The organism is Pseudoalteromonas sp. SCSIO 43201 (assembly GCF_023716725.1).
Classification (GTDB): domain Bacteria; phylum Pseudomonadota; class Gammaproteobacteria; order Enterobacterales; family Alteromonadaceae; genus Pseudoalteromonas; species Pseudoalteromonas peptidolytica.
In genome coordinates this window covers 2,681,435-2,702,353 of the sequence record NZ_CP072683.1, presented here as the reverse complement: position 1 = coordinate 2,702,353, position 20,919 = coordinate 2,681,435, and the positions used below count along the sequence as shown (strand labels likewise).

Genomic DNA, 20,919 nt, shown 5'->3' with positions numbered 1-20,919 from the left:
TGGTATTACTGAAAGTCCCAAGAGATGTTGGAAACTAATTGACACGTCTCGCAGCGAAAATCAAACAGCCCAAACCAAGGAGACTCCAATAACCACTCACCATTACAACTTGGGCACTTTCGTGCTTTTTCAGTCGCAAGGCTTTCTCCACCTACTCGATAAAGATAGTAGTAAACTGGCTTTTGAGTGAGGTAGCGAATACGCTTACTTAAATCCATTCCTCTTCTGTATAGGTCACTGTCGGTACTAGATATTTCCTCAAGCGCAGCAAACTCACAGCGTGTAGCACCATTGATCTGGATCTGATCACAGGCTTGCCAATCCTCTTTCCATTTTATCAGCGCCTTGTAGTCGCCATTGGCTATGGCTGGGATTTTATAGAGCGGTACAGGTAAGAAATCATCGCCACAATATAACGGACTACAGGTATGAACATAAGTCGTATAGAGGATGTAGCTAGACGGTGTTTGGCAAGCGTCGGCACTATTGGCGTGGATGTCTTGACCAATCACCTTAACCTTAGGTGCAAGTAAGCCTGATTTTTGGAGTTCATCTATGGCAAATTTCACGAAAGGACTATGATTAAGGGGGTGTAGTGAGTCTTCCTCAGGACACATGACTCGAGTGATGAAATATCCCTCTTTGAGTACTGTTGGGAACTCATCACCGATAATTTGACCATTGAAGCGCAGCGCATTTACAACACGGTTGATTGCTTGTTCGGCGGCATCTAAGGTAGTTTCCTCGTAGCAATCAAAGATGAGATCAATGACAAACACTATGACTTCTCCAGTAATTCGATAAGCTTATCCAGTTTTGCTTCTATGCGGTCTAATTGGCTCTGAGAAGCAGGGGCTGTGGGCTTGTCAATTGCTTGAGAGTCTTCTATACAAGTGGGATCTTGTTTATAAGCCGCAATACCCGCAATGATATCGGGCATTGCAACACTTTGAGTTAGTTTACTCTTGGTCAACGCAACGGTTGGCGTGATTCCACTGTCTACTAACTTCTTAATGGCGTTGGCAACAACTGGGTGCATAAATCTTCCTGAATCCAGAAACAAGAAAGAGATCATATCACCATGTGATGCTGGGCGCTATTTGCCAGGCACCCAAGTTAATAACAAGAGGTTACCTTAACATAGCGTCAAGCTCATCAATCACTTCACTCCAGTCCGCATCTTCCCGCAACGACTCTTCAATAAAATGCCGTTGGCCTTCATTCCAAAATGGTGCCTGACTCAGTAACATCTCGTCAGGAAGGCGGTGCTGCTTAACAAAACCATCGATTGATTTAGGATCATTATCTAGCCCTAATTGGGCAAATAATGTGCTCATTGTGTGGCGGCTTGTATCCATATCGTACTCCCTCATTTAATTGAGTTTTACTTACTTTGGCTTATTAAACTTACTACTGTTGGTATAACCGTTGTGAAAGTACAAGTTGTCATTCCAAGTTTTGGTTAACTATAGTAAAGGTGGTTGCCAACCCTTTAGCAAGTCATCATGGGTAAAAAGTCATGGTGTGAATATCGCAACTAATAACAATTTGCTTAATTTAAGTGGCCTCCTTTAAGGCGGTCAGTCTTGTCTATAGCCCCGCGACAATATTTTGCGCACAGCAATATTTTTGTGGCGATTTCGACAAGGTTAAAACTCGCTATTTAGCTGTTTTAAAAAGTAATTCTTAGTGAAGGTTACTCCTTCGAATTGATCAACTAGTAAGCCAAGAGAGTACAATATAACCGCTTATGGCTGAATAAAGCATGACTTGTGTCAAATCAATCATAGCGTAAACGCTGTTGAAGTCGGCTTCAGCTGGTCAACTGTGTCAATAATCAATAATAAGGTTCGGCTATGTCAGTACAAACTAAAATGGATAATTTAGCAGTAAAGTTCTTAAGCCCAGAAGATATAAATGTAGCAGCAAGCGTATTGTACCAAGCGTATCATGATGACCCTTTGCTAAAGCATGTGTTGCAAGCAAAGCACGAAGCTAGCTTTGAGAAAAAGCTCAGAGCGCTAATACGAGAGGAACTATCAGCATTTGGTCACACCGGCCAACCTTTAGTAGGATTATACAACCAAGCTAGGCTGATGGCAGTGGCCTGTGTTATCGCCGATAGTAATGAGTTAGAAGCGAGTCGGCAATGGCATTGGCGACTTAGGCTGATGATGAGTGCTGGGTACTTACAGACGCAACAGCTTATTGAAAAGGAAAGAGTAATTAGAGAGGAGTTGCAAGCTCATGAGCCGTATCACTTCTTATCTTTTATTGCTGTTGACCCACATGTTCAAGGGTTGGGGTATGGACATTACTTACTAATAGCCTTAGATGACTTGTTATCGCAGCATGATAAGACCACAGGTATGGCTGTGTTTATCACACAGCAAGACCACTTAGCGTTCTTTACAGCACATGACTACCACATTGTAAAAAACTTTGTATTTAGTAGTGTTGAGGGGACGCTGCTGTTTAAGAAAAAGTAACTTTTGCATTTGGGTTGCACCTTTCCTTTCTAGTTATTATTGCCCCTTACTACCTTCATTGAATGTGTTTGCAATGGCTTGGCTGCTGTAAACACATCTCTGATATCAAGAAACAACTACGAACTTGCGTCAAGCTTCTAAGTGTAAATAACTACGTCGTGTCTTAAGTCTCAGTGAAATAGCAACAACGGAAATTGTTGTGTGAGATATCTCCTACGGTAATGTGGGTAAAGGCGTTTTGTCATACCGAGTTTGGTGTGTTTTCAAAGTCTATCTTATTATTTATAAAAGAAATTATGTTTTTTGCTTTAAAATTACAGCAAAAAGATTGTCTGAGCCTATCTGCCAAAAAATTAAGAACCCCGTAAACTTAACAATGTAAGGAAACACAAGAGCAGGAGCTCAGCGTCAAAGGATAAGGAATATGACGACAACAGAAGGAAGTAGTACATAAGGCAAGGAAGGATGGAACTCTAGGAAGAGAGTATGAAGCGGAGCTTCATTAGGGATAAGGAGTCATAAGGAATGACAAGGAGCGCGGGAAGCGAAGTGGAACAAGGAAGATAAATAAGGATGAGCAAGGCTTTAGGATGAGGGAGCGTGGTCAGGATGACTACGAAGTGGATAAGTAACATAGGATGTTATATATGGAGCACATAAGGATAGTGTGAAGTGGAGCCAAGCTGGCGTAGGAGCGCAGGACGCGAAGTGGAGGCCAAGGTGGCTAAAAGGAAACAGCACTGGAAGTGCAAATGGACGATACAAGGATGAGGCAAGGGTAAGTCGGAGTACATACCCGTTCAGGGGATGAAAAATTGGCGGATTGCTTTTTAGTGGTAAAGCAGAGGAATTGGATACCTCTTGGGATAAACGTCAGGATTGAGGCGCGGCAAACAGGCTGGCGCCTTGGTTTTTTATGTTTGCAAAAATTACCTATCAATACGTCAACAATCGTAAATGCATAATTAGCTGGTGACCCTATACGCTGGCAACTCTTTTCGTACCAACCTTTCATTTTCTAAGTAAAGCTTACCTTGATAGGCTGACTCACCGTCAGAGCTAAATTCGAACATAAACTGGCTCTTTATACCTAGTTTGCCGTTTTTCAACACACCAATTCTACGTTTTGTACAAGCTACACTTAATAATTGCACTTGCAAGCTCTCGGCTTGATGCTGGGCGTGTCTAGTTGCGGCTTCTGCAATTTGACGACTATACCAAAATAGCGCGATAACAGATGATACGATGATAAAAAGCCAGAGTGTTGTCATTTAAGAAAATAGCCTTCCAATTGCACGTGACAAAGTATCACTACGATTCTCTGCCCTAATTATTCCTAAAACATGTGGGCGTAACATTGGGATTGCAACTAAATCTGCGAAAATACTGCTGAAAAGACCATCAATTTGATCGTGCTCAGCGGCTTTCTCCAAATAACTATGTAGTCTATTTTGATCGGTGAGTGTTTCCCAAGTACGACCTGCAATAGTGAGCAAGCAGTCTGCATCGGTGGCCAGTTCAGAAGCTAAAATCGTATCTACTGCCTGTGCGATTAAACCAAGTGCATGACTGCCCGACATCGCGCGTAAATTAGTGACTACGGCATCCTTATTTTGTTCTTGGCAGGCGTGAGCTAAAACGGCTAAAAAGTCTTCGGTTTGTGTCGTTGAGACAGTAACGTGTTCAAGCATGGCGGCTAATGGGGTCTTAACTTCTACAGGCAAAATAGGCCATGCCTGTTGCAGGTTGCTTGAGTTTTGGCCATGGTCTAGGCGTAGAGCGAAGTCTGCAATACCTTGTAGCGCTATCTCTTGCCAACGATCGAATCCAAGCTTGCCAGAAAAGTAGAGTTCGGCGTGCTCGTAATATTGAGAGGCTGGGCGATTAAGATCACGCTTTAATAGTGCATTGAACGCAGCGAGTTTGTTCGCGTTAGGGGTAAAAACATAGGGGTTGTTGTCCAGTTTCCCTTGTGCGGCCTCTCCGGTTAATTGAGTGCCCAAGGCTTCGATCACCATTGAAGCAAAATGATCTCTGCTGGCGATGATCAACTTACTTTGTTCATCCAGTGGAAACTTTAAGAACCAAACATAGGGGTCAACAGTTGCTTGATTATCCCAAAACTGAATCGCCATGATAGCGTGGCCAGCTAAAGGGTATGGGTAAGGGGCTTGAGTATTTTCAATTTGCGCAAATTGCTTTTTGTCGATTTTTGTGATGCGACGGCCTATGTCGTATACACGCCACTGTGTACCGGCGTTAGTTAATAGTTCACCTAAAGTAGAGATTTGCGCTGTCATGAATACTCTGTTGTTACTGATACTGAAATTAGCGGCAATTATAGCGGTTTTTATTGGTACTGATAAGTCTCATAAAAAGGGCAGATGCGAGAATTGGCTGGCTGAGTGATCACGCATATAGTTATAATGTCTAAAATTGAAAATGAGAAAGTACCGATGAACTCGGAAGTATTAATTCAGTTAGACGAACTAGAAGCGTGTTTGAAAGCGGCTGGTCTTTGGCAAGATTCACCGATTTCAGCAGAAGCCTTGTCCTCTGTTGAACCATTTTGCTGCGATACCATGGCATTCGAGCAGTGGTTGCAGTTTGTATTTTTGAACAAAATACGGGATATGGTGGCAAAAGGCGAGGCACTCCCGACCAACATGGCCATTGCACCAATGGCTGAAATGGTATTAAGTGACCACCTATATTTTAATGCTGTGCATCAGTGCTTGAAAAATTTAGATAGTACATTTGCAAAGGAGTGCTAATGCTTGAAATTTTGTATCAAGATGAACACTATGTTGCCATCAATAAACCATCTGGGTTACTCGTTCATCGCTCTTTTTTAGACAAACGTGAAACCCAATTTGCAATGCAGATGCTACGTGATCAGCTCGATCAACATGTATTTCCTGTTCATCGTTTAGATAGACCTACATCTGGTGTACTGCTGTTTGCACTGAGTTCAGAGGCTGCACGAGCGATGAATGAAGTCTTTATTGCAGGTAAAATTAAAAAGCGTTATTTGGCCTTAACACGTGGCTTTGCACCTGACTCTAAGCTTGTTGATAAGCCGTTAAAAGAAGAGTTAGATAAGATAGCGGACAAATTTGCCGATCAGAATAAAGCACCGCAAGAAGCCCAAACACAGGTCAACTGTTTGGCGCAAGCTACATTGCCAATAGCTTTTGGTAAATATCCGAGTATTCGTTACTCTTTGGTTGAGTGTTTTCCACATACCGGGCGTAAACATCAGATCAGGCGTCATCTAAATCACTTAACACATCCCATTATTGGTGATGTGAACCACGGTGATAACAAGCATAATCATTTTTTCGTTGAACACTTTGGCCTACGTCGTTTAATGTTATTTGCAACACGGCTGGAATTTGTTCATCCTTACACCAACGTTGAGATTTCAATTACCGCCGATCTCGGAGAAGATACGCTCGATGTATTTTCTCGCCTAGGGTGGTCAGACAATGAGAAGGATTATAAATAATGGCAAAAATTTCTATTTTTGTGGGTAGTATGTATGGTAATGCTGAAAACTTGGCAAACGATAGCGCTGAGCTTTTGAACCAAGCTGGACATGAAGCACATGTGGTTGAGCCTGCAACCTTAGCGGATCTAAAACAAGCCGAGAATATTTTGTTTATATCGTCGACAACCGGCGCAGGTGATATTCCGGATAATTTATTACCTCTGTTTTTGCAGATGCAAAGTGAGTTTCCGATGCTCACTGGTAAGCAAGTAGCAGTGATTGCGTTAGGGGATAGGAGTTACGGTGATACCTATTGTGGCGCAGGAAAGCAGATTGACGCCTTGGTCGAGGAATTAAATGCCACTCGGGTGCAAGCACGTTTGGATATCGATGCTTGTGAGCATTTTGAGCCATGGGAACCAGCTAAGCCTTGGCTACAGTCACTAGCCGACAAACTATAAGAAAATAGAGCCCGTAGGCTCTATTTCTATCTTTGCTTATAAACGGGTGTTATACCAATTAGACTTAATACTTGCTCAATTTGAAGGAGTAAATCTGACGCTAACAGCGTTAAAAATTTCTTATTTAGAACAACTAAATCGCAAAATTTTTGCCTAGTTATCGACAAGATTTTCTCGCCTCAAAATAGACCACTTAATTAAGATAATTGGTATTACACTCGTTTAGTTTGTACGGTTAGTTTTAGTTTTTGACCCGGCTGAAGGTACTTTTGCCCAGCTAAATTATTCCATTTTACAATATCATTGACGCTTACATTAAACTTAGTAGCAATACGGGCAAGCGAGTCACCCTTTCGCACTTTGTAGGTAATTGTACGCTGCGTATCAACGAGGGCTGTTTGGCGAGGTGCTTTTTCACTTTTAAACACTGTGAGCTTTTGACCCAAGCGTAGTACCGCATTAGTTTTTAACTTATTCCAGCTGGCCAACTGCTTCACAGTGACATCGTACTCGCGACTAATATCCCACAAGGTATCGCCAGGTTTCACAGTATGACTTAGCTTTTGCTTCGTCACTTTATTAGCTGCTAGGCGTACTTCAGGTGGTAAATGTTCGCTTTGTAATTCACCGTCACTCAGTGGCACAAGGAGCTTTTGGCCAACACGTATCATGTTTCCGTTTACATTATTGAGTGAGCGGATAGCGCCAATGCTGGTATTGAACTTAGTTGCGACGACCGACAGGCTATCGCCTTTTTGCACCGTATAATATTGCCAGCGTAATCTATCTTTAACTTCGGTTTTTGCTAGCTTATCTTTAAAGGCATCGACTTTTTCCATCGGTAATAGCAACTGGTGCGGACCATCAGGATCGGTTGCCCAGCGATTAAAGCCTGGGTTTAAGCGATAAAGCTCGGTTAAAGATATGTCTGCCATTTCTGCCGCCAGAGCTAAATCGATTTGGGAGCCTACCTCAACGGTATCTACAACTTGTGCATTAATAATCGGCTGCCAAGTCACTTTGAATTCATCTGAGCGCTTCAGCAGGTCTGACAAAGCGAGTAACTTTGGTACGTATGCGGTGGTTTCTCTTGGTAAATCAAGAGACCAGAAATCAGTAGGAAGGTGCTTTTTTCGATTTTTTCTGATGGCTCTTAGCAATCTGCCTTCACCTGAGTTATAGGCTGCAATGGCATTGAGCCAGTCACCTTCTAATGTTTTATGTAGATAGGTGAGGTAATCAAGCGCTGCTTGTGTTGAGGCAACAATATCGCGGCGACCGTCATACCACCAGTTTTGCTTTAAGTTGAAGCGCTCACCTGTTTGGGGCATAAACTGCCAAATACCAGAAGCGGTTCTATGAGAATATCCAAAAGGGTCAAAAGCGCTTTCTACTATTGGGAGCAAAGCAATTTCTACTGGCATGTTGCGCTTTTCTACTTCTTCTACAATGTAGTAAAGGTATGGCTCTGCGCGTTTAGCTATACGGTCTAAGTAAGCTTGGTGGCGTTGATAATAGTTACGTTCAGCAACTACTGGGCGGTTTTGTGGTACTTCGATAGAGAGCTGATAGCGGATCCGCTCCCATACATCGTCAAATACAGGGGCAACTTCTTCGTCCTCATCTTGCCATGAGGTACTCAGTGTCTGAGAGATATCATAAGGGCTCGCATGGTCTAAATTAGCCTGCTTAACTTGCTCTGTTGCAGTCTCTAAGGGAGTTTCTTGAGTGATTTCACAACCACTTAAAATTGTTGCAGATGCAACAACGAGGGCGAGCTTTTTCATAAATGCGTTCTTTCGTTTGGAGGTTCGGACAAAAACTCGGCAATACTACCGAGTTTGTATCTGCATTTAAAGCTTCTTTGCTATTTTCTTTATAGCCGTCTAAATATGACGCAAGCAGCACTTCGTAGTGAGCGCGAGAAATAAATGGTTTTCCAGTGGAGATAAAGCAAGGTAACGCCAAATAGCTAGCCATTGACGTTACATTGAGTCACTGTTGAATATGTTAAAAGTTATCCTTCCACTTTCTCAAAGCAGCAAAGTGAGCTTCGGGTGTGCTGTCATTGCTGATAAACTCTCTAGGTGTATATGCAAGAATGTCAGCTTTAGCCGCGCGTGCAAATGGATTTATGGCTTTTTGCTGACCAATGGTAGTCGGAATAGTACTTCTACCAGCTTGGCGCAGTTTTTGCGCTTGTTGATGATACTCAGTGAGTGCGAGGTTATTTGGCTCAACGGCGTGGGCAAATGCTAAGTTAGCTAGGGTGTACTCATGTGTGCAGTAAACTTGGCATGAGTTAGGGAGAGAGAGGAGTTTATTAAATGAGTGCCACATTTGCTCAGGCGTCCCTTCAAATAACCGGCCACATCCTGCGTTAAACAGAGTGTCTCCAGTGAAGGCGACCTCGTTATTAACATAACAAATATGATCTAACGTATGTCCCGGTGTGGCGATAACTTTTAGGGTAATACCAGCTAGGGTAATGGTATCGTGCTCTACGAGTGGACGCGTGATCCCTTGATACTTGCCGTTTTTTGGCCCATACACGGGAAGGTGTGGAAAACTCGTGAGCAGTGGTGCGATGCCATCAGTATGATCCCAATGGTGGTGGGTAACCAAGATGCCTTCAAGGGTAAGGTTTTGTTGATTTAAATAATCTAAAACAGGTTTTTCGTCACCGGGGTCGACGACCCAGCAGCTTGAGCTGGTAGAGTCTTTTATCACCCAAATATAATTATCATCAAATGCTTTGATTGCATCGACTTGCACCATAACGCAATGCTCTATAAAGTGATTAATAACATCAGTATAACGAGCTTAGTAAATGAAACCAGCGTTAAGTTTTTTACAAGGACCTAAACCGGATGAGTGGCATGACTTCCCTCACGGTGATTACTTAAAAGTAGGGATCCAAAAACGACTGGATGAATGGTTACCGAGAATGTTCGGCTATCACATGCTAAAGCTGGGGTGTTTGAGTGGTCAAATGGATACCTCTGCAAGTCCCATTAAACATCAAGTTTGTGTTGCGCCGCAAGGTAAGCATGTGGGGGTCTTTGCCGAAATTGATGAGCTACCATTTTATGAGAATTCGGTAGATGCGTGTATTTTGAGTCAATGTTTAGAGTATCACTCCGACCCACATCATATTCTACGAGAAGCCCATCGGACATTAATTCCTGGTGGCTATATTGTTATCTCAGGCTTTAACCCATTCAGTCTTTGTGGCGTAGCGCAAATGTTGCCCTTCAGCAAAGAGAAGCTGCCCTGGTCAGGACGCTTTTTTACGCCATCGCGAGTAAAAGACTGGCTAGATTTACTTGGTTTTGAAATCGTTGCTGATGAGCGCTTTATTCATGCTTCGTTGGCACGTGGGTCGAGATTATCTCGTTTTGCCCCTTGGCGGCGATTTTGTCGACATTACTTAAAGCCGATGGGTAGTGTGTATATGCTGGTGGCCAGAAAGCGAGTAATGCCTCTGACACCCATTAAACCTAAGTGGCACGTCAAACCTAAGTGGACACCAGCAGTCAAAGGGGCTGGACTTAGACAAACTTGTCAAGATAAAGAGTAGCTTTGTGACTCAAGTTAATTATTAATGGAGCAGGTACAGGGAACACTGCTCCTGAGGGCGTATCAAATACTGGCTTCGTAGCCCTCATCTACAAGTAGATTAGAACCTGATGCAGCCTCTCGCGCTAAGTCATCAACCCGTTCATTGTACTTGTTTCCTGCGTGACCTTTTACCCAGCGCCACTGGATTATGTGGCGGCTAGTTGCAGCATCTAACCGCTGCCATAAATCTACATTTTTAACCGGTTGTTTCGCCGCGGTTTTCCAATTGCGTTTTTTCCAGTTTTCTAGCCACGACTCTATGCCTTGCTTCACATACTGACTATCCGTATACAAGGTAATTTCACATGGGCGCTTTAGTGTTTCAAGTGCAACAATAGCGGCGAGCATCTCCATGCGATTATTGGTGGTGAGTTTATACCCTTCACTCATTTCTTTTTCATGCCCTTGATAGGAAAGGTAAATACCATAACCTCCAGGACCTGGGTTGCCTAAACATGAGCCATCGGTATAAATCTCTACGGTTTTTTGCACTGAATTGCCTATTTTTATGTAAAATGTGCGAATAGGGTAAAATAATAGCAAAGTTAAGCGAGCAACGATATGCACACTCGGCAAATAGTACTGGATACAGAAACCACAGGTATTGATCCGAAAGCAGGACATAGGATCATTGAAATAGGTTGTGTTGAGCTGGTTAATCGCAGACTAACAGGTAATAATTTCCACGTTTATATTAACCCCCAACGTGACATTGAAGAAGAAGCCATTGACGTTCACGGTATTACCAATGAGTTTTTACGTGGCAAGCCATTTTTTCATCAAGTTGCTCAAGAGTTTTTTGACTATATTAAAGGGGCAGAGCTTGTTATTCATAACGCACCGTTCGACGTCGGCTTTATGGATCACGAGTTTGCTAAACTAAACCAAGGTTTTCCGGCAACCCATGAATATTGCCAAGTGCTAGATACTCTCGTAATGGCACGAGATCTTCACCCAGGCCAGAAAAATAGCCTCGATGCACTTTGCCGACGCTACGATATCGATAACTCAAAGCGTACGCTACACGGCGCTTTGCTGGATTCCGAGATTTTAGCAGATGTTTACCTGTCGATGACGGGAGGACAAAAAAAGCTGAATTTGGCAAACCAGAACAAAGGTAACCAAGCTAATTCAGCTGGAAGTATTATTCGATTGGATAGTAATCGTCCTGCGCTTAAAGTTTTACGCGCCTCTGCCGATGAAGAGTTAGCACATTCAGAACGCTTGGAGCTGGTCAATAAAGCTTGCGGGCAAAGTCTGTGGCAACAATAGCGATAGAGATACAGTCAACTTTTCCACCAAAGTGATATTAAGGTTAATGCATGGTTTTACATCGGCTTTTTTTGGTGCTTATTTTGTTTGTCAGTATGGTGGTGAGTGCGCAAACACCGCAAATTACCATGCTACAGCGAGATGGCAAGGCAAATGAAATTCCGCTGCTAGATAACCGTTTTCGAATTGACCATAACATTGAAGAAATAACACTGCTATTTTTTCGAGCTCCTGGTACGCCTGCTGTTGTATTGGTAAAACCAGATGGTAGCAAATACTATGCAACAAGCTCGTTGGATAACGACGCTTTACAGTGGTATGACGAAGTTAGCTATGATCTGATCATTTTAAAAAAACCCACACCGGGCCCTTGGCAAGTGATTGGGCAAATTCAAAAAAACAGTCGGATCATGGTACTTGGAGATATTGAGCTTGAGGTAGAGGCGTTACCGCCACTTCTTTTTCGTGGTGAAGTACTAAAGGTAACAGGGCGTGTTACCAATGACGACAAGCCAATTGAAGTTGGCTATTTTCGGGATGTCGTTACATTATATGTTGAGTTTTCTAGCACCAATAATGATGAATATGCAAACTTTGGTGCTGGTACACAAAGCGTAACGGATTTTAAAGATGATGGTCGAGAGTTCGACGAAAGACCACTAGACGGTATTTTTACTGGGGAGTTTAAACTTAACTTTCCGGCAGGCGAGTGGCAACCTGAGTTTTTTATAGAAACTCCCATTCTCAAACGTAGAGTCATCAAGCCCCCAATTATAATTGCAGAGCCACCATTTAATTTTGAACTGATGTTAGCGGGAGAGAATGAGTTTGAACATGACCTCACCATCTCTATTGATGAGTCGGTGGTGAAGCCAGAAACAATCATTTTGCAAGGTAAGATTTTTTACCCTAACGGTGAAGAGCAGATGTTCACTTTAGACAAACAAGAACGTCTGTATCGCCAGCTTGCAATAAAAAACTATGATTGGGGACGATATAGCGTTGAGATTTCAGCATTTGGAGAAAACATCAATGGTCGTGAGTTTATGGCGACATTACCAAACTATAACTTTGAAATAGAAAGACCGATAGAAAAGGTGCCAGAATTAGAAGCGCCGCAATTACCGCAAACAGCACTGCCTGAGCCTGAGCCAGAACCAACAATCAGTACAGGCTTATTAATTAGCATTATTGTGGCAGGTAACCTTGTGGTTTTACTCATTGGTTGGCTTGCGATCCGAGTTTTTGTTCAGAAAAAACCAATAAAGATTAAATTACCCGCACTAAAGAACCCTTTTAAGAAAACAGAAGAAGTGATTGATCTGAATGATTTGGGGGAAGATGAAAATAACACAACTGCAAATGGTTCAAAAAATGATAAATCAGGTGATATTTTGAACCTTTCGATGAAAGATAACTAAAAAACACGGTTTTTTTTCAAAAAACGGTTGACTCATGAGGGGGTCATTCGTATTATTCACGCCGCTGTCAGGGAGCACACCTTACAGCAAACACTGCAAGAATATGACGCGGAGTGGTAGTTCAGTTGGTTAGAATACCGGCCTGTCACGCCGGGGGTCGCGGGTTCGAGTCCCGTCCACTCCGCCAAATATCTTCGTAGTATCAATAAGTCGCGCTGGAGTGGTAGTTCAGTTGGTTAGAATACCGGCCTGTCACGCCGGGGGTCGCGGGTTCGAGTCCCGTCCACTCCGCCAATACTTATTACAAACGTGCATTTGCTTCTTATGGAGTGGTAGTTCAGTTGGTTAGAATACCGGCCTGTCACGCCGGGGGTCGCGGGTTCGAGTCCCGTCCACTCCGCCAACACTTCGAAGCAAAAAATGCGAATACTCAGTGGAGTGGTAGTTCAGTTGGTTAGAATACCGGCCTGTCACGCCGGGGGTCGCGGGTTCGAGTCCCGTCCACTCCGCCAATGTATCGCATAACTATATTCAAGCTTTATGACAGCTTGTTTACTCGCTGGAGTGGTAGTTCAGTTGGTTAGAATACCGGCCTGTCACGCCGGGGGTCGCGGGTTCGAGTCCCGTCCACTCCGCCAACACCAAAACGAGTAAAATAATGTCATTAAGATATCTCTGCGGAGTGGTAGTTCAGTTGGTTAGAATACCGGCCTGTCACGCCGGGGGTCGCGGGTTCGAGTCCCGTCCACTCCGCCATTAAGATATCTTGCAAATCTATCACTGCGGAGTGGTAGTTCAGTTGGTTAGAATACCGGCCTGTCACGCCGGGGGTCGCGGGTTCGAGTCCCGTCCACTCCGCCAGTTTGCATTGTCTCCTCTAAGCAAACTTAATTATTCAAAGTAAAAGTCCCTTCTTATTGAATCTATTCACAACCTAAATAAAAGCTCACCGTATACTAAAATCTATTTTTACGCCTTGTCTGTATGATGTCAAAAGGTGGTATATACCAATTTTTCTTAATACATTGCTCAATGTGAAGATATAAATCCAAGCCTAACAGTGCTAAAAATTTCTTATTTAGAACAAGTAAGTAGCAAACCTTTTGCTTCAACATAGTTCATGTTTCTAAACAAACTAACATAAGTTTTTGGCTGAACCCATATTCACTCCTATGCTTTTGAGCGAGGTCCTATCTCGATTTTTTATGATCTACTTGCGATCCTTACAGATTCAAATATACTGTATATATAAACAGTATTGGTGGGTTATGGCTAATTATCTAGAGCTTCTTGAGCGTAAAAATTTGCTTTGGCGCGGACGTGGTCGAGTATGTAAGCCTGAAGCGGTAAGTACCGGGTTTACCTTGCTTGATAGTGCTTTGCAAGGAGGTTGGCCTAAGCATGGTGTGATAGATATTCAAACGGCTGTTGGTATAGGGGAGCTGCGTTTAATACTGCCTCATTTTACACAAGAAAAGCGCTTAAAGGTGTTAATTAACCCACCGGGTCGAGTGCAGGCTGCTGCAATTAATTACTTATCACTAGACTTAAGTGAGTTTGTAATATTGCAGCCAAAAAGCGATAGCGAAGCATTATGGGCTGCTGAGCAATGTTTAAAAAGTGGAGCATCGAGTGCTGTAGTACTTTGGCAGGATGCGCTTTCTATCGCTGTGGTGAAGCGTTTGCAGTTAGCTGCGCAATCTGGCGATAGTCGGTTATTTGTTTTACATCAAGGGCAATACATGAGTACCTTGCCTTTTTCTCTTTCTTTGGTACTAGAGGCAAAGCCCTGTGCCTTACAGGTGTCGATAAAAAAGCAAAGAGGGTCTTTTTCCCAGCATGCCATTAAGCTGCGTAATACAAACTACTGGCCGGAACTTGAAAAGCAAACCTTACCGAATATTGACGAGAGTATCACCATGCCTTGTGGATATGATCAGCGGTTAACGAGCTAATTATGTGGATATATCTTTATTTTCCAATGCTGCAGCTGGAGGGAATAAGTAAGCAAGCAACTACAACTGATTTTATCTCGCCTGTTGTTATCATTGATGGGCGCAAGAATCAGGTAGTGCAATTAAACTCTGTTGCAGAGCAAAAAGGCATAAAAATTGGCATGGGATTAGGTACGGCCTGCGCATTATGTATGCAGCTTCATGTTTTAGCATATGATAGCCAGCTAGAGCGTCAACAGTTGCTTGAAATTGCAGATGCACTGTACCAAGTTAGCGCTGATTTGGTGATAGAGTCACCTAATGGTATTGCGCTTAAAGTGGATGGCATGTTGTCTTTACACAAAGATTTGAGCTGCTATTGGCTCGTGATTACCGAGCAACTACGCCAATTAGAGGTCAGCTATCACTATGGTGTTGGCGCATCAATAACCATGGCTAAGCTATTAGCGCGGAGCCACAACGATACTTTGCAATTAACCGCCTCACAAACTCGTTATGCGTTGAGTAAAGTGACCTTGCAGCACACGACTCTTGCAGAAAAAGTGATAGATAAGCTGATGCGCACAGGCGTGAAAACGGTAGCGCAGCTGGAACAGTTTACGCTGTCTGAATTAGCAAAACGGTTTGATACTGAGCTGGTGCATTATGTTGGTTGCTTATTTGGTAAGCTAAGAGAAACTCCCACTTTTTATCATCCTCCTGAGGTATTCGAGTTAACAGCCCCTTTACTCTATGAAGTGGAAGTGGTTGCGTGGCTAGATAAGCCAATAGGGTATCTATTATCACGTTTATCGATGTTTTTACAAAAACGCAGTCTAGTGACAAGAGCTGTCAACTTTACATTTGTGCTGAGAGACAAAAACGCTTTGGAGGTCACGTTACACAGTGCTGAGCCCGAATATCGAATATCATATTGGCGACGACTGCTAGATCTAAAACTGGAGTCTATTACGCTCGAGGCCCCAGTACAAAGCGTATCGTTAAAAGCCGATGAATTAGAAACACAACATGCTACGGTGCGGGATTTATTTTCAGCCCAACAAAGTGCGATATCCCAGCAGGGGTTATTATCTATCTTATGTACAAAACTTGGTGATCAAGCTGTGCAGCACCTAAAATTAACGGGAGATCCTCGCCCCGAGAAAGCCAGTACGTATAGTCGTACACCTGATATTAGCAATATTCAAACTCCACCAAGGCCGACTATTTTGTTGTCTGAGCCACGGCCTTTATGTGAAAAAGTCAGAGTCATCTCAGGCCCTGAGCGAATAGTATCCGGATGGTGGGATGGTGAGCCAGTTCAACGTGATTATTTTATTGTGCAAAACCAACAAGACCAGCATTTATGGGTATTTCGCGAGCAAAGTAATCAATGGTATATCCATGGGGTGTTTAGTTAATGTCGTATGCAGAGCTATTTTGCCAGAGTAATTTTTCGTTTTTAACCGGAGCTTCACGACCAGAAGAGCTGGTAAAACAAGCGGACTTTTTAGGTTACAGTGCTATTGCTATTACCGATGAGTGTTCATTAGCGGGTATTGTTCGTGCTCACGCCTATATACAAGAGCATAAGCTCAAGATAAAGCTTATTATAGGGAGCTTATTAAAATACCAGAACATTAAGTTTGTTGCGATTTGTCCAAATCAACTTGCTTATTCTGAACTATGTAGAGTGATTAGCAACGCTCGTAGACGCAGTGAAAAGGGCGCTTATCAACTGAGTGAATGGGATATTATGTCCCTTAAGCATGTTTTACTATTGTGGCTACCACAGGGTAATATCCAAGATACTCAATCAGTACAGTGGCTTTGTAAATATCATCACGACAGAGTATGGATTGCTTATCAGCGCAAATTAGCTGTAGAAGACGACCGTTATTTTGCGCATTGTATCAAACTTGCAAAAGCCTATCATATACCTCTATGTGCAGTTGGTGGGGTATTAATGCACTGTCCATCCAGACTGGCGCTACAGCATACGCTCACGGCTATCCGCTTGAATCGTGTGATCAGTGATATTCCAGAGTTTATGATCAGCAATGCTGAGTTTGCGCTTAGGCCTATTCCCAAGCTCAAAAAGCTATATGCACTTAGCTTACTTGAAGAGAGTGAGCATATTGCTAGGCAATGTGATTTTAATTTAGCCAATTTAGCGTATCAATACCCTCAAGAGCTTGTGCCTCAAGGATTAACACCTATGGCTTACTTACGTTCACTGGTTGAAAAAGGTAAAAAAACTCGTTTTCCAGATGGTGTGCCGCCAGAAATTGCCGCGACAATAGAAAAAGAGTTGGCACTAATTGAAGCGCTAGACTATCCATTTTTCTTTATTACTATTCACGATATTGTGATGTATGCCAAGCAACATGACATCCTGTATCAAGGACGCGGATCAGCGGCAAATTCTGTCGTTTGTTATTGTTTGGAAATTACCGCAGTCGATCCTAGACAAGTGGGCGTGCTATTTGAACGTTTCATCAGTAAAGAGCGCAATGAGCCGCCGGATATTGATGTGGACTTTGAACATCAACGCCGCGAAGAAGTTATTCAGTATATTTACAATAAGTATGGCCGCAAACGGGCTGCGCTTGCTGCAACGGTGATCACATATCGTTTAAAAAGTGCAATGCGTGATGTCGGTAAGGCTCTAGGCATTGAGATGGCGCAAATAGAGTACTTTATTAAGCACTTGAATAGGCGTGATAAAGGACTTGATTGGCAAGCGCAGTTGGTTGAGCTTGGTTTTGAACCAAGTTCGCTAAAGGGACAGCATTTTATTCAACTTGTAAATGAAATTATTGGTTTTCCAAGGCACTTATCACAGCATGTTGGTGGCTTTGTGATCTCACAAAGCCCGCTGCATGAGCTAGTTCCCACAGAAAATGCAGCCATGCCCGAGCGCACGATTATTCAATGGGATAAAGATGACTTAGAAACACTAAAGCTGCTTAAAGTGGATGTACTTGCGTTGGGAATGTTAAGCGCAATACGCAAGTGCTTTGGTTATATAGCTCAACATACAGATAAAAGCTTGGATTTAGCCCAATTAACGCGTATGCAAGACGACCCTTTGGTTTACAAAATGCTGCAAAAAGGCGATAGCATCGGGGTATTTCAAGTGGAGTCACGCGCTCAAATGAGTATGCTACCAAGGCTCAAGCCTGCTTGCTATTATGATTTGGTGATTCAAATTGCAATCGTACGGCCAGGGCCTATTCAAGGTGATATGGTTCATCCATTTTTAAAGCGCCGAGAGGGAGAAGAACAGGTAAGCTATCCATCTGAAGCGGTTAAATCGGTATTAGAGAGGACCATGGGGGTTCCCATCTTCCAAGAACAAGTGATAAAACTAGCTATGGTTGCAGCTGGATTCACGGGAGGAGAAGCAGATAGCCTACGCCGAGCCATGGCGTCATGGAAAAAAACCGGAGAGCTGATGCAGTTTAAAGAAAAGCTCATTCGAGGCATGTTGGAGCGGGGCTATGAAGCACAGTTTGCTGAGCGTATTTTTGAGCAGATCTGTGGCTTTGGTGAATATGGTTTTCCTGAAAGCCACTCAGCCTCTTTTGCTGTGCTGGCTTATGCCTCTGCATGGTTGAAATACTATTACCCAGCTATGTTTTATACTGCGTTACTTAATAGCTTACCAATGGGGTTTTATTCGGCTTCACAGCTGTTGCAAGATGCCGCTAGACATAATGTGACTATTCTACCTATCTGTATAAACCACTCAGACTATCATCACCTAGTTGTGAAAGCAGATAACACAAACACTTTTGCTATTCGGTTAGGACTCAGGCTAATAAAGGGCTTAAGTGAGACTGAGGCGCAGCATATCACACAACAAAGACCTGACAGCGGGTTTCATCGGATCGCACAGTTACAACAAGTTGGTATTGCGAAAAGCACGATTGAAAAGTTGATTTCAGCAGATGCTTTACATCGCTTTGTTGATAGTCGTTATGCCGCGAGGTGGTCTTTGGCAGATCAAAGTAGGGCTTTGCCACTATTTGTTGAACTTGAAGAATCTGCACCCCAATATAATCATTTTCAAACCAGTGAGTTTGAGGAGCTTCGAGAAGATTACAATACCACTAAAGTTTCCCTGCGAACCCATCCAGTTAAGCAACTTGAACAAGCTAAATTGATCAGTCGTACGGTGAAAGCAAATGAATTACTTTACCGCACACATAAGTCCTTAGTAACAGTGGTAGGTCTTGTCACTGGAAAGCAATCGCCTGGAACTGCAAAAGGAGTCACCTTTTTTACGTTGGAAGATGAAACGGGCAATATGAATGTAATTGTTTGGTCTGGCACAGCAAGAGCACAAAAACAGGCTTATATGGGAGCCCAACTACTAGAAGTAAAGGGCATACTGGAAAAAGAGGGGGAGGTTGTACATGTGATAGCAGGAAAGTTGATTGATAGAACTGAGTTACTAGAAGCGATGACTATTAAAGCACGCGCTTTTCGATAAGCATCTATTGTTTCAAAAATAAATGTTTTTTGGCTCCCCGCTGTTGGCGTTAGTTTTATTGAGATTACTGTTAATAATCAACTGCTGGTATTGCACCCATTTTTTGGAAGTGGCAATGAGCGTGGATGCAATTAATCTTATCGCTGAAAAGTTAAATGCCTCTTTTAAGATATAATTATTGCTATCCTTTAATCAATTTGATGGTTGCAGCAATAAAACCTTCTTGTTTGATTATTTGGTACTTTTGGCACGTGTCTGGTTTTTTCAAATCGTGGCATAGGTATAGTGTATTACGCTCAAGCGCGGGCTGAGGGTGTAAACTTGAATCAAATAGCACAGGATCTATCCCTGGTAGCCCTGGCCAATAAACACTGCTTGCAACAAGACCTAATTTTTCATAAGTAATTAACTTTGGCTTTGGAAAAACAATAAATAAAGCGAGTAACACACCAAGTATTATCCACTTTGCTTTGCGTTTTGGTTTTTCCTCATTTAGGCTACTTTGTTGATTTTGAAGTGCTGCTGCTTGTTGCGCTTTCAGTGCAGCTACCTGCTGCGGTGAGGTGCGATGGTTTTGTGCCTTGCGCTTTATTGGTTTTTTGGTGCTGGGCTGTACTTGGCCTAAAAGCGATTGTTTTTTTGATGTTTTTGCCATGCTTTAAGTAGCCTTTTAGTTGCAGGTCTCTATAATGCTTCTATGCTAAATATAATAGCCTATTTTTACATTACAGCCTACGGGAAAGGACTATGGATCAAAGTATCTCTATTTTAATTGTTGATGATGTAGGGACAGTTCGCAGTTTTTTACATCAAACCTTGATGCACTTAGGCATTGACCATGTGCGTGAAGCCTCAACAGCAACACAGTGCGTAAAGTCATGTGAAGAGCAGCACTTTGATATTGTCTTCTTGGATATTGAGTTACCAGACGGTGATGGTAAAGAGTTAATTGCGACGCTTAACGAGATTAACCCGAATGTCAATGTGGTTATGGTATCCGCCCACTCAACGGTAGACAATGTAAAAGATGCTATTGAACGTGGCGCAAAAGGGTTTGTTGTAAAGCCATTCTCACCTAAGAAAATCGCAGCTATGTTGAAGAAGTTTTACCCAGATCTAGAATTGGTGTAGTGGTTATACCAAATTCATTCATTGACATAAACACATGTGAATTACAGATATAAAAAAACCGACTAAGCGTCGGTTTTTTCAATCCAGCAACAAATTAAAGTGCTTTAATCTTAGCAACTAAACGACTCTTATGACGAGCAGCTTTGTTTTTGTGGATTAGACCTTTAGTTGCGTAACGGTCCAGGATAGGTGCAGCAACAGCAAATGCTTGAGTTGCAGCTTCTTTATCACCAGCTTCAATTGCAGCGATTACTTTTTTGAAGTATGTACGCATCATTGAACGACGACTTGCGTTGTGCTTACGACGCTTTTCGCTAGTGATAGCGCGTTTTTTTGCAGACTTGATGTTAGCCAAGGTTTGCTCCTAACAATCTTAAAATAAGCTTAATTTAAAGGCCGAGGAATATGCCTGTTTTAATCGCAAAAGTCAATATAAATTAACAAGCGCGGCCTAATGTTCAACACCCAAGACTTGACTTGGGCTATTCTCAATTCTTAACCTGCAAGCAAAAGGCATTGTAAGGTAATGCTTTTTGTCTAACACAGGCAAGTAAACCCGTAATATCCCAAGTTGCACAAAAATGAAAAGCCGTAGCTTTGCA

Annotated in this window: 21 protein-coding genes, 7 tRNA genes and 1 pseudogene; 18 read left to right on the top strand and 11 right to left on the bottom strand. The window is 42.7% G+C overall.

Translation table 11 applies throughout. The features are described 5' to 3' along the window. Window positions 1-5 precede the first annotated feature (5 nt). From J8Z24_RS11650 to J8Z24_RS11640, 3 genes are all read right to left on the bottom strand, one after another. Window positions 6-779, bottom strand: a complete 774-nt coding sequence (locus tag J8Z24_RS11650) for a Zn-ribbon-containing protein (RefSeq protein ID WP_125252335.1) — start codon at window positions 777-779, stop codon at window positions 6-8. Then, window positions 779-1,039 carry a hypothetical protein gene (locus J8Z24_RS11645; RefSeq protein ID WP_125252334.1) on the bottom strand — a complete coding sequence of 87 codons (261 nt, stop codon included), beginning with the start codon at window positions 1,037-1,039 and terminating at the stop codon, window positions 779-781. Before J8Z24_RS11645 ends, J8Z24_RS11650 begins: the two co-directional genes overlap by 1 nt. A 91-nt stretch (window positions 1,040-1,130) precedes the next feature. After that, window positions 1,131-1,358 carry a DUF2789 domain-containing protein gene (locus tag J8Z24_RS11640; protein ID WP_125252333.1) on the bottom strand — a complete coding sequence of 76 codons (228 nt, stop codon included), beginning with the start codon at window positions 1,356-1,358 and terminating at the stop codon, window positions 1,131-1,133. A 498-nt stretch (window positions 1,359-1,856) separates the two neighbouring features. On the opposite strand from J8Z24_RS11640, the gene J8Z24_RS11635 reads away from it, so the two are divergent. After that, window positions 1,857-2,489 carry a GNAT family N-acetyltransferase gene (locus J8Z24_RS11635; protein ID WP_176032887.1) on the top strand — a complete coding sequence of 211 codons (633 nt, stop codon included), beginning with the start codon at window positions 1,857-1,859 and terminating at the stop codon, window positions 2,487-2,489. 965 nt (window positions 2,490-3,454) lie between these two features. Here the strand turns inward: J8Z24_RS11635 and J8Z24_RS11630 are convergent. Together J8Z24_RS11630 and J8Z24_RS11625 are read right to left on the bottom strand one after the other, a co-directional pair. Continuing rightward, on the bottom strand, window positions 3,455-3,760 hold the full coding sequence (locus J8Z24_RS11630) for a DUF3301 domain-containing protein (protein ID WP_125252331.1): 306 nt from the start codon (window positions 3,758-3,760) through the stop codon (window positions 3,455-3,457). Beyond that, on the bottom strand, window positions 3,761-4,789 hold the full coding sequence (locus J8Z24_RS11625; protein ID WP_176032888.1) for a DUF3549 family protein: 1,029 nt from the start codon (window positions 4,787-4,789) through the stop codon (window positions 3,761-3,763). It lies immediately after the preceding gene. Window positions 4,790-4,915: 126 nt separating this feature from the next. On the opposite strand from J8Z24_RS11625, the gene J8Z24_RS11620 reads away from it, so the two are divergent. From J8Z24_RS11620 to J8Z24_RS11610, 3 genes are read left to right on the top strand one after another with little or no spacing between them, the layout of a single operon-like run. Continuing rightward, the gene (locus J8Z24_RS11620; protein WP_241651724.1) at window positions 4,916-5,263 is read left to right on the top strand and encodes a YqcC family protein; all 348 of its coding nucleotides are present in this window, start codon (window positions 4,916-4,918) and stop codon (window positions 5,261-5,263) included. Next, complete coding sequence (gene truC, locus J8Z24_RS11615; protein ID WP_252094717.1) at window positions 5,263-5,997, top strand: tRNA pseudouridine(65) synthase TruC; 735 nt, start codon at window positions 5,263-5,265, stop codon at window positions 5,995-5,997. The genes J8Z24_RS11620 and truC overlap by 1 nt, the downstream gene beginning before the upstream one ends. Continuing rightward, a complete protein-coding gene (locus J8Z24_RS11610; protein WP_125252328.1) occupies window positions 5,997-6,440 on the top strand; it encodes a flavodoxin in 444 nt (147 codons plus the stop codon). Before truC ends, J8Z24_RS11610 begins: the two co-directional genes overlap by 1 nt. A 212-nt stretch (window positions 6,441-6,652) precedes the next feature. Here the strand turns inward: J8Z24_RS11610 and J8Z24_RS11605 are convergent, their stop codons facing one another. Further along, on the bottom strand, window positions 6,653-8,227 hold the full coding sequence (locus J8Z24_RS11605; RefSeq protein WP_128732552.1) for a lytic transglycosylase: 1,575 nt from the start codon (window positions 8,225-8,227) through the stop codon (window positions 6,653-6,655). Between the two features lie 223 nt (window positions 8,228-8,450). Next, the gene (gene gloB, locus J8Z24_RS11600; protein ID WP_252094716.1) at window positions 8,451-9,218 is read right to left on the bottom strand and encodes a hydroxyacylglutathione hydrolase; all 768 of its coding nucleotides are present in this window, start codon (window positions 9,216-9,218) and stop codon (window positions 8,451-8,453) included. 52 nt (window positions 9,219-9,270) lie between these two features. Between gloB and J8Z24_RS11595 the strand changes: the two genes are divergently transcribed. Beyond that, on the top strand, window positions 9,271-10,020 hold the full coding sequence (locus J8Z24_RS11595; RefSeq protein ID WP_125252325.1) for a class I SAM-dependent methyltransferase: 750 nt from the start codon (window positions 9,271-9,273) through the stop codon (window positions 10,018-10,020). Between the two features lie 62 nt (window positions 10,021-10,082). On the opposite strand, the gene rnhA is transcribed toward J8Z24_RS11595, so the two are convergent. Then, a complete protein-coding gene (gene rnhA, locus J8Z24_RS11590) occupies window positions 10,083-10,553 on the bottom strand; it encodes a ribonuclease HI (RefSeq protein ID WP_252094715.1) in 471 nt (156 codons plus the stop codon). Between the two features lie 69 nt (window positions 10,554-10,622). On the opposite strand from rnhA, the gene dnaQ reads away from it, so the two are divergent. From dnaQ to J8Z24_RS11530, 12 genes are all read left to right on the top strand, one after another. Continuing rightward, window positions 10,623-11,333, top strand: coding sequence for a DNA polymerase III subunit epsilon (dnaQ, locus tag J8Z24_RS11585; RefSeq protein ID WP_128732554.1), 711 nt, complete (start codon window positions 10,623-10,625; stop codon window positions 11,331-11,333). Between the two features lie 50 nt (window positions 11,334-11,383). Then, window positions 11,384-12,754: a TIGR03503 family protein gene (locus tag J8Z24_RS11580; RefSeq protein ID WP_252094714.1), complete on the top strand. Its 1,371-nt coding sequence runs from the start codon at window positions 11,384-11,386 to the stop codon at window positions 12,752-12,754. 110 nt (window positions 12,755-12,864) lie between these two features. Next, window positions 12,865-12,941, top strand: a tRNA-Asp gene (locus J8Z24_RS11575). Between the two features lie 30 nt (window positions 12,942-12,971). After that, window positions 12,972-13,048, top strand: a tRNA-Asp gene (locus J8Z24_RS11570). A 32-nt stretch (window positions 13,049-13,080) separates the two neighbouring features. Further along, window positions 13,081-13,157 (top strand) — tRNA-Asp (locus tag J8Z24_RS11565). Between the two features lie 32 nt (window positions 13,158-13,189). Next, a tRNA-Asp gene (locus tag J8Z24_RS11560) sits at window positions 13,190-13,266 on the top strand. A gap of 49 nt (window positions 13,267-13,315) precedes the next feature. Next, a tRNA-Asp gene (locus J8Z24_RS11555) sits at window positions 13,316-13,392 on the top strand. 41 nt (window positions 13,393-13,433) lie between these two features. Continuing rightward, window positions 13,434-13,510 (top strand) — tRNA-Asp (locus J8Z24_RS11550). Between the two features lie 28 nt (window positions 13,511-13,538). Continuing rightward, a tRNA-Asp gene (locus tag J8Z24_RS11545) sits at window positions 13,539-13,615 on the top strand. 407 nt (window positions 13,616-14,022) lie between these two features. Next, on the top strand, window positions 14,023-14,709 hold the full coding sequence (imuA, locus tag J8Z24_RS11540) for a translesion DNA synthesis-associated protein ImuA (protein ID WP_128731370.1): 687 nt from the start codon (window positions 14,023-14,025) through the stop codon (window positions 14,707-14,709). 2 nt (window positions 14,710-14,711) lie between these two features. Next, on the top strand, window positions 14,712-16,109 hold the full coding sequence (locus J8Z24_RS11535; protein ID WP_252094713.1) for a Y-family DNA polymerase: 1,398 nt from the start codon (window positions 14,712-14,714) through the stop codon (window positions 16,107-16,109). Further along, the gene (locus J8Z24_RS11530; RefSeq protein WP_252094712.1) at window positions 16,109-19,186 is read left to right on the top strand and encodes an error-prone DNA polymerase; all 3,078 of its coding nucleotides are present in this window, start codon (window positions 16,109-16,111) and stop codon (window positions 19,184-19,186) included. The genes J8Z24_RS11535 and J8Z24_RS11530 overlap by 1 nt, the downstream gene beginning before the upstream one ends. 181 nt (window positions 19,187-19,367) lie before the next feature. On the opposite strand, the gene J8Z24_RS11525 is transcribed toward J8Z24_RS11530, so the two are convergent. Beyond that, complete coding sequence (locus J8Z24_RS11525; protein WP_252094711.1) at window positions 19,368-19,841, bottom strand: hypothetical protein; 474 nt, start codon at window positions 19,839-19,841, stop codon at window positions 19,368-19,370. A gap of 92 nt (window positions 19,842-19,933) precedes the next feature. On the opposite strand from J8Z24_RS11525, the gene J8Z24_RS11520 reads away from it, so the two are divergent. Next, a complete protein-coding gene (locus J8Z24_RS11520; RefSeq protein ID WP_125254259.1) occupies window positions 19,934-20,317 on the top strand; it encodes a response regulator in 384 nt (127 codons plus the stop codon). Window positions 20,318-20,335: 18 nt separating this feature from the next. Here the strand turns inward: J8Z24_RS11520 and J8Z24_RS21960 are convergent. Beyond that, window positions 20,336-20,383 (bottom strand): annotated as a pseudogene (locus J8Z24_RS21960) (DUF3789 domain-containing protein); the annotation flags it as partial. 28 nt (window positions 20,384-20,411) lie between these two features. Continuing rightward, a complete protein-coding gene (gene rpsT, locus J8Z24_RS11515) occupies window positions 20,412-20,672 on the bottom strand; it encodes a 30S ribosomal protein S20 (protein ID WP_010370978.1) in 261 nt (86 codons plus the stop codon). Window positions 20,673-20,919 lie beyond the last annotated feature (247 nt).

What these genes read in the sequence shown, in the direction of transcription:
- J8Z24_RS11535 (WP_252094713.1), top strand. Translation starts at nt 14,712, where the DNA reads ATGTGGATATATCTTTATTTTCCAATGCTGCAGCTGGAGGGAATAAGT.
- J8Z24_RS11620 (WP_241651724.1), top strand. Translation starts at nt 4,916, where the DNA reads ATGTCTAAAATTGAAAATGAGAAAGTACCGATGAACTCGGAAGTATTA.
- dnaQ (WP_128732554.1), top strand. Translation starts at nt 10,623, where the DNA reads ATGCACACTCGGCAAATAGTACTGGATACAGAAACCACAGGTATTGAT.
- J8Z24_RS11640 (WP_125252333.1), bottom strand. Translation starts at nt 1,358, where the DNA reads ATGGATACAAGCCGCCACACAATGAGCACATTATTTGCCCAATTAGGG.
- J8Z24_RS11645 (WP_125252334.1), bottom strand. Translation starts at nt 1,039, where the DNA reads ATGCACCCAGTTGTTGCCAACGCCATTAAGAAGTTAGTAGACAGTGGA.
- truC (WP_252094717.1), top strand. Translation starts at nt 5,263, where the DNA reads ATGCTTGAAATTTTGTATCAAGATGAACACTATGTTGCCATCAATAAA.
- J8Z24_RS11520 (WP_125254259.1), top strand. Translation starts at nt 19,934, where the DNA reads ATGGATCAAAGTATCTCTATTTTAATTGTTGATGATGTAGGGACAGTT.
- J8Z24_RS11635 (WP_176032887.1), top strand. Translation starts at nt 1,857, where the DNA reads ATGTCAGTACAAACTAAAATGGATAATTTAGCAGTAAAGTTCTTAAGC.
- J8Z24_RS11610 (WP_125252328.1), top strand. Translation starts at nt 5,997, where the DNA reads ATGGCAAAAATTTCTATTTTTGTGGGTAGTATGTATGGTAATGCTGAA.
- gloB (WP_252094716.1), bottom strand. Translation starts at nt 9,218, where the DNA reads ATGGTGCAAGTCGATGCAATCAAAGCATTTGATGATAATTATATTTGG.
- imuA (WP_128731370.1), top strand. Translation starts at nt 14,023, where the DNA reads ATGGCTAATTATCTAGAGCTTCTTGAGCGTAAAAATTTGCTTTGGCGC.
- J8Z24_RS11525 (WP_252094711.1), bottom strand. Translation starts at nt 19,841, where the DNA reads ATGGCAAAAACATCAAAAAAACAATCGCTTTTAGGCCAAGTACAGCCC.
- J8Z24_RS11625 (WP_176032888.1), bottom strand. Translation starts at nt 4,789, where the DNA reads ATGACAGCGCAAATCTCTACTTTAGGTGAACTATTAACTAACGCCGGT.
- J8Z24_RS11630 (WP_125252331.1), bottom strand. Translation starts at nt 3,760, where the DNA reads ATGACAACACTCTGGCTTTTTATCATCGTATCATCTGTTATCGCGCTA.
- J8Z24_RS11530 (WP_252094712.1), top strand. Translation starts at nt 16,109, where the DNA reads ATGTCGTATGCAGAGCTATTTTGCCAGAGTAATTTTTCGTTTTTAACC.
- J8Z24_RS11595 (WP_125252325.1), top strand. Translation starts at nt 9,271, where the DNA reads ATGAAACCAGCGTTAAGTTTTTTACAAGGACCTAAACCGGATGAGTGG.
- J8Z24_RS11580 (WP_252094714.1), top strand. Translation starts at nt 11,384, where the DNA reads ATGGTTTTACATCGGCTTTTTTTGGTGCTTATTTTGTTTGTCAGTATG.
- J8Z24_RS11605 (WP_128732552.1), bottom strand. Translation starts at nt 8,227, where the DNA reads ATGAAAAAGCTCGCCCTCGTTGTTGCATCTGCAACAATTTTAAGTGGT.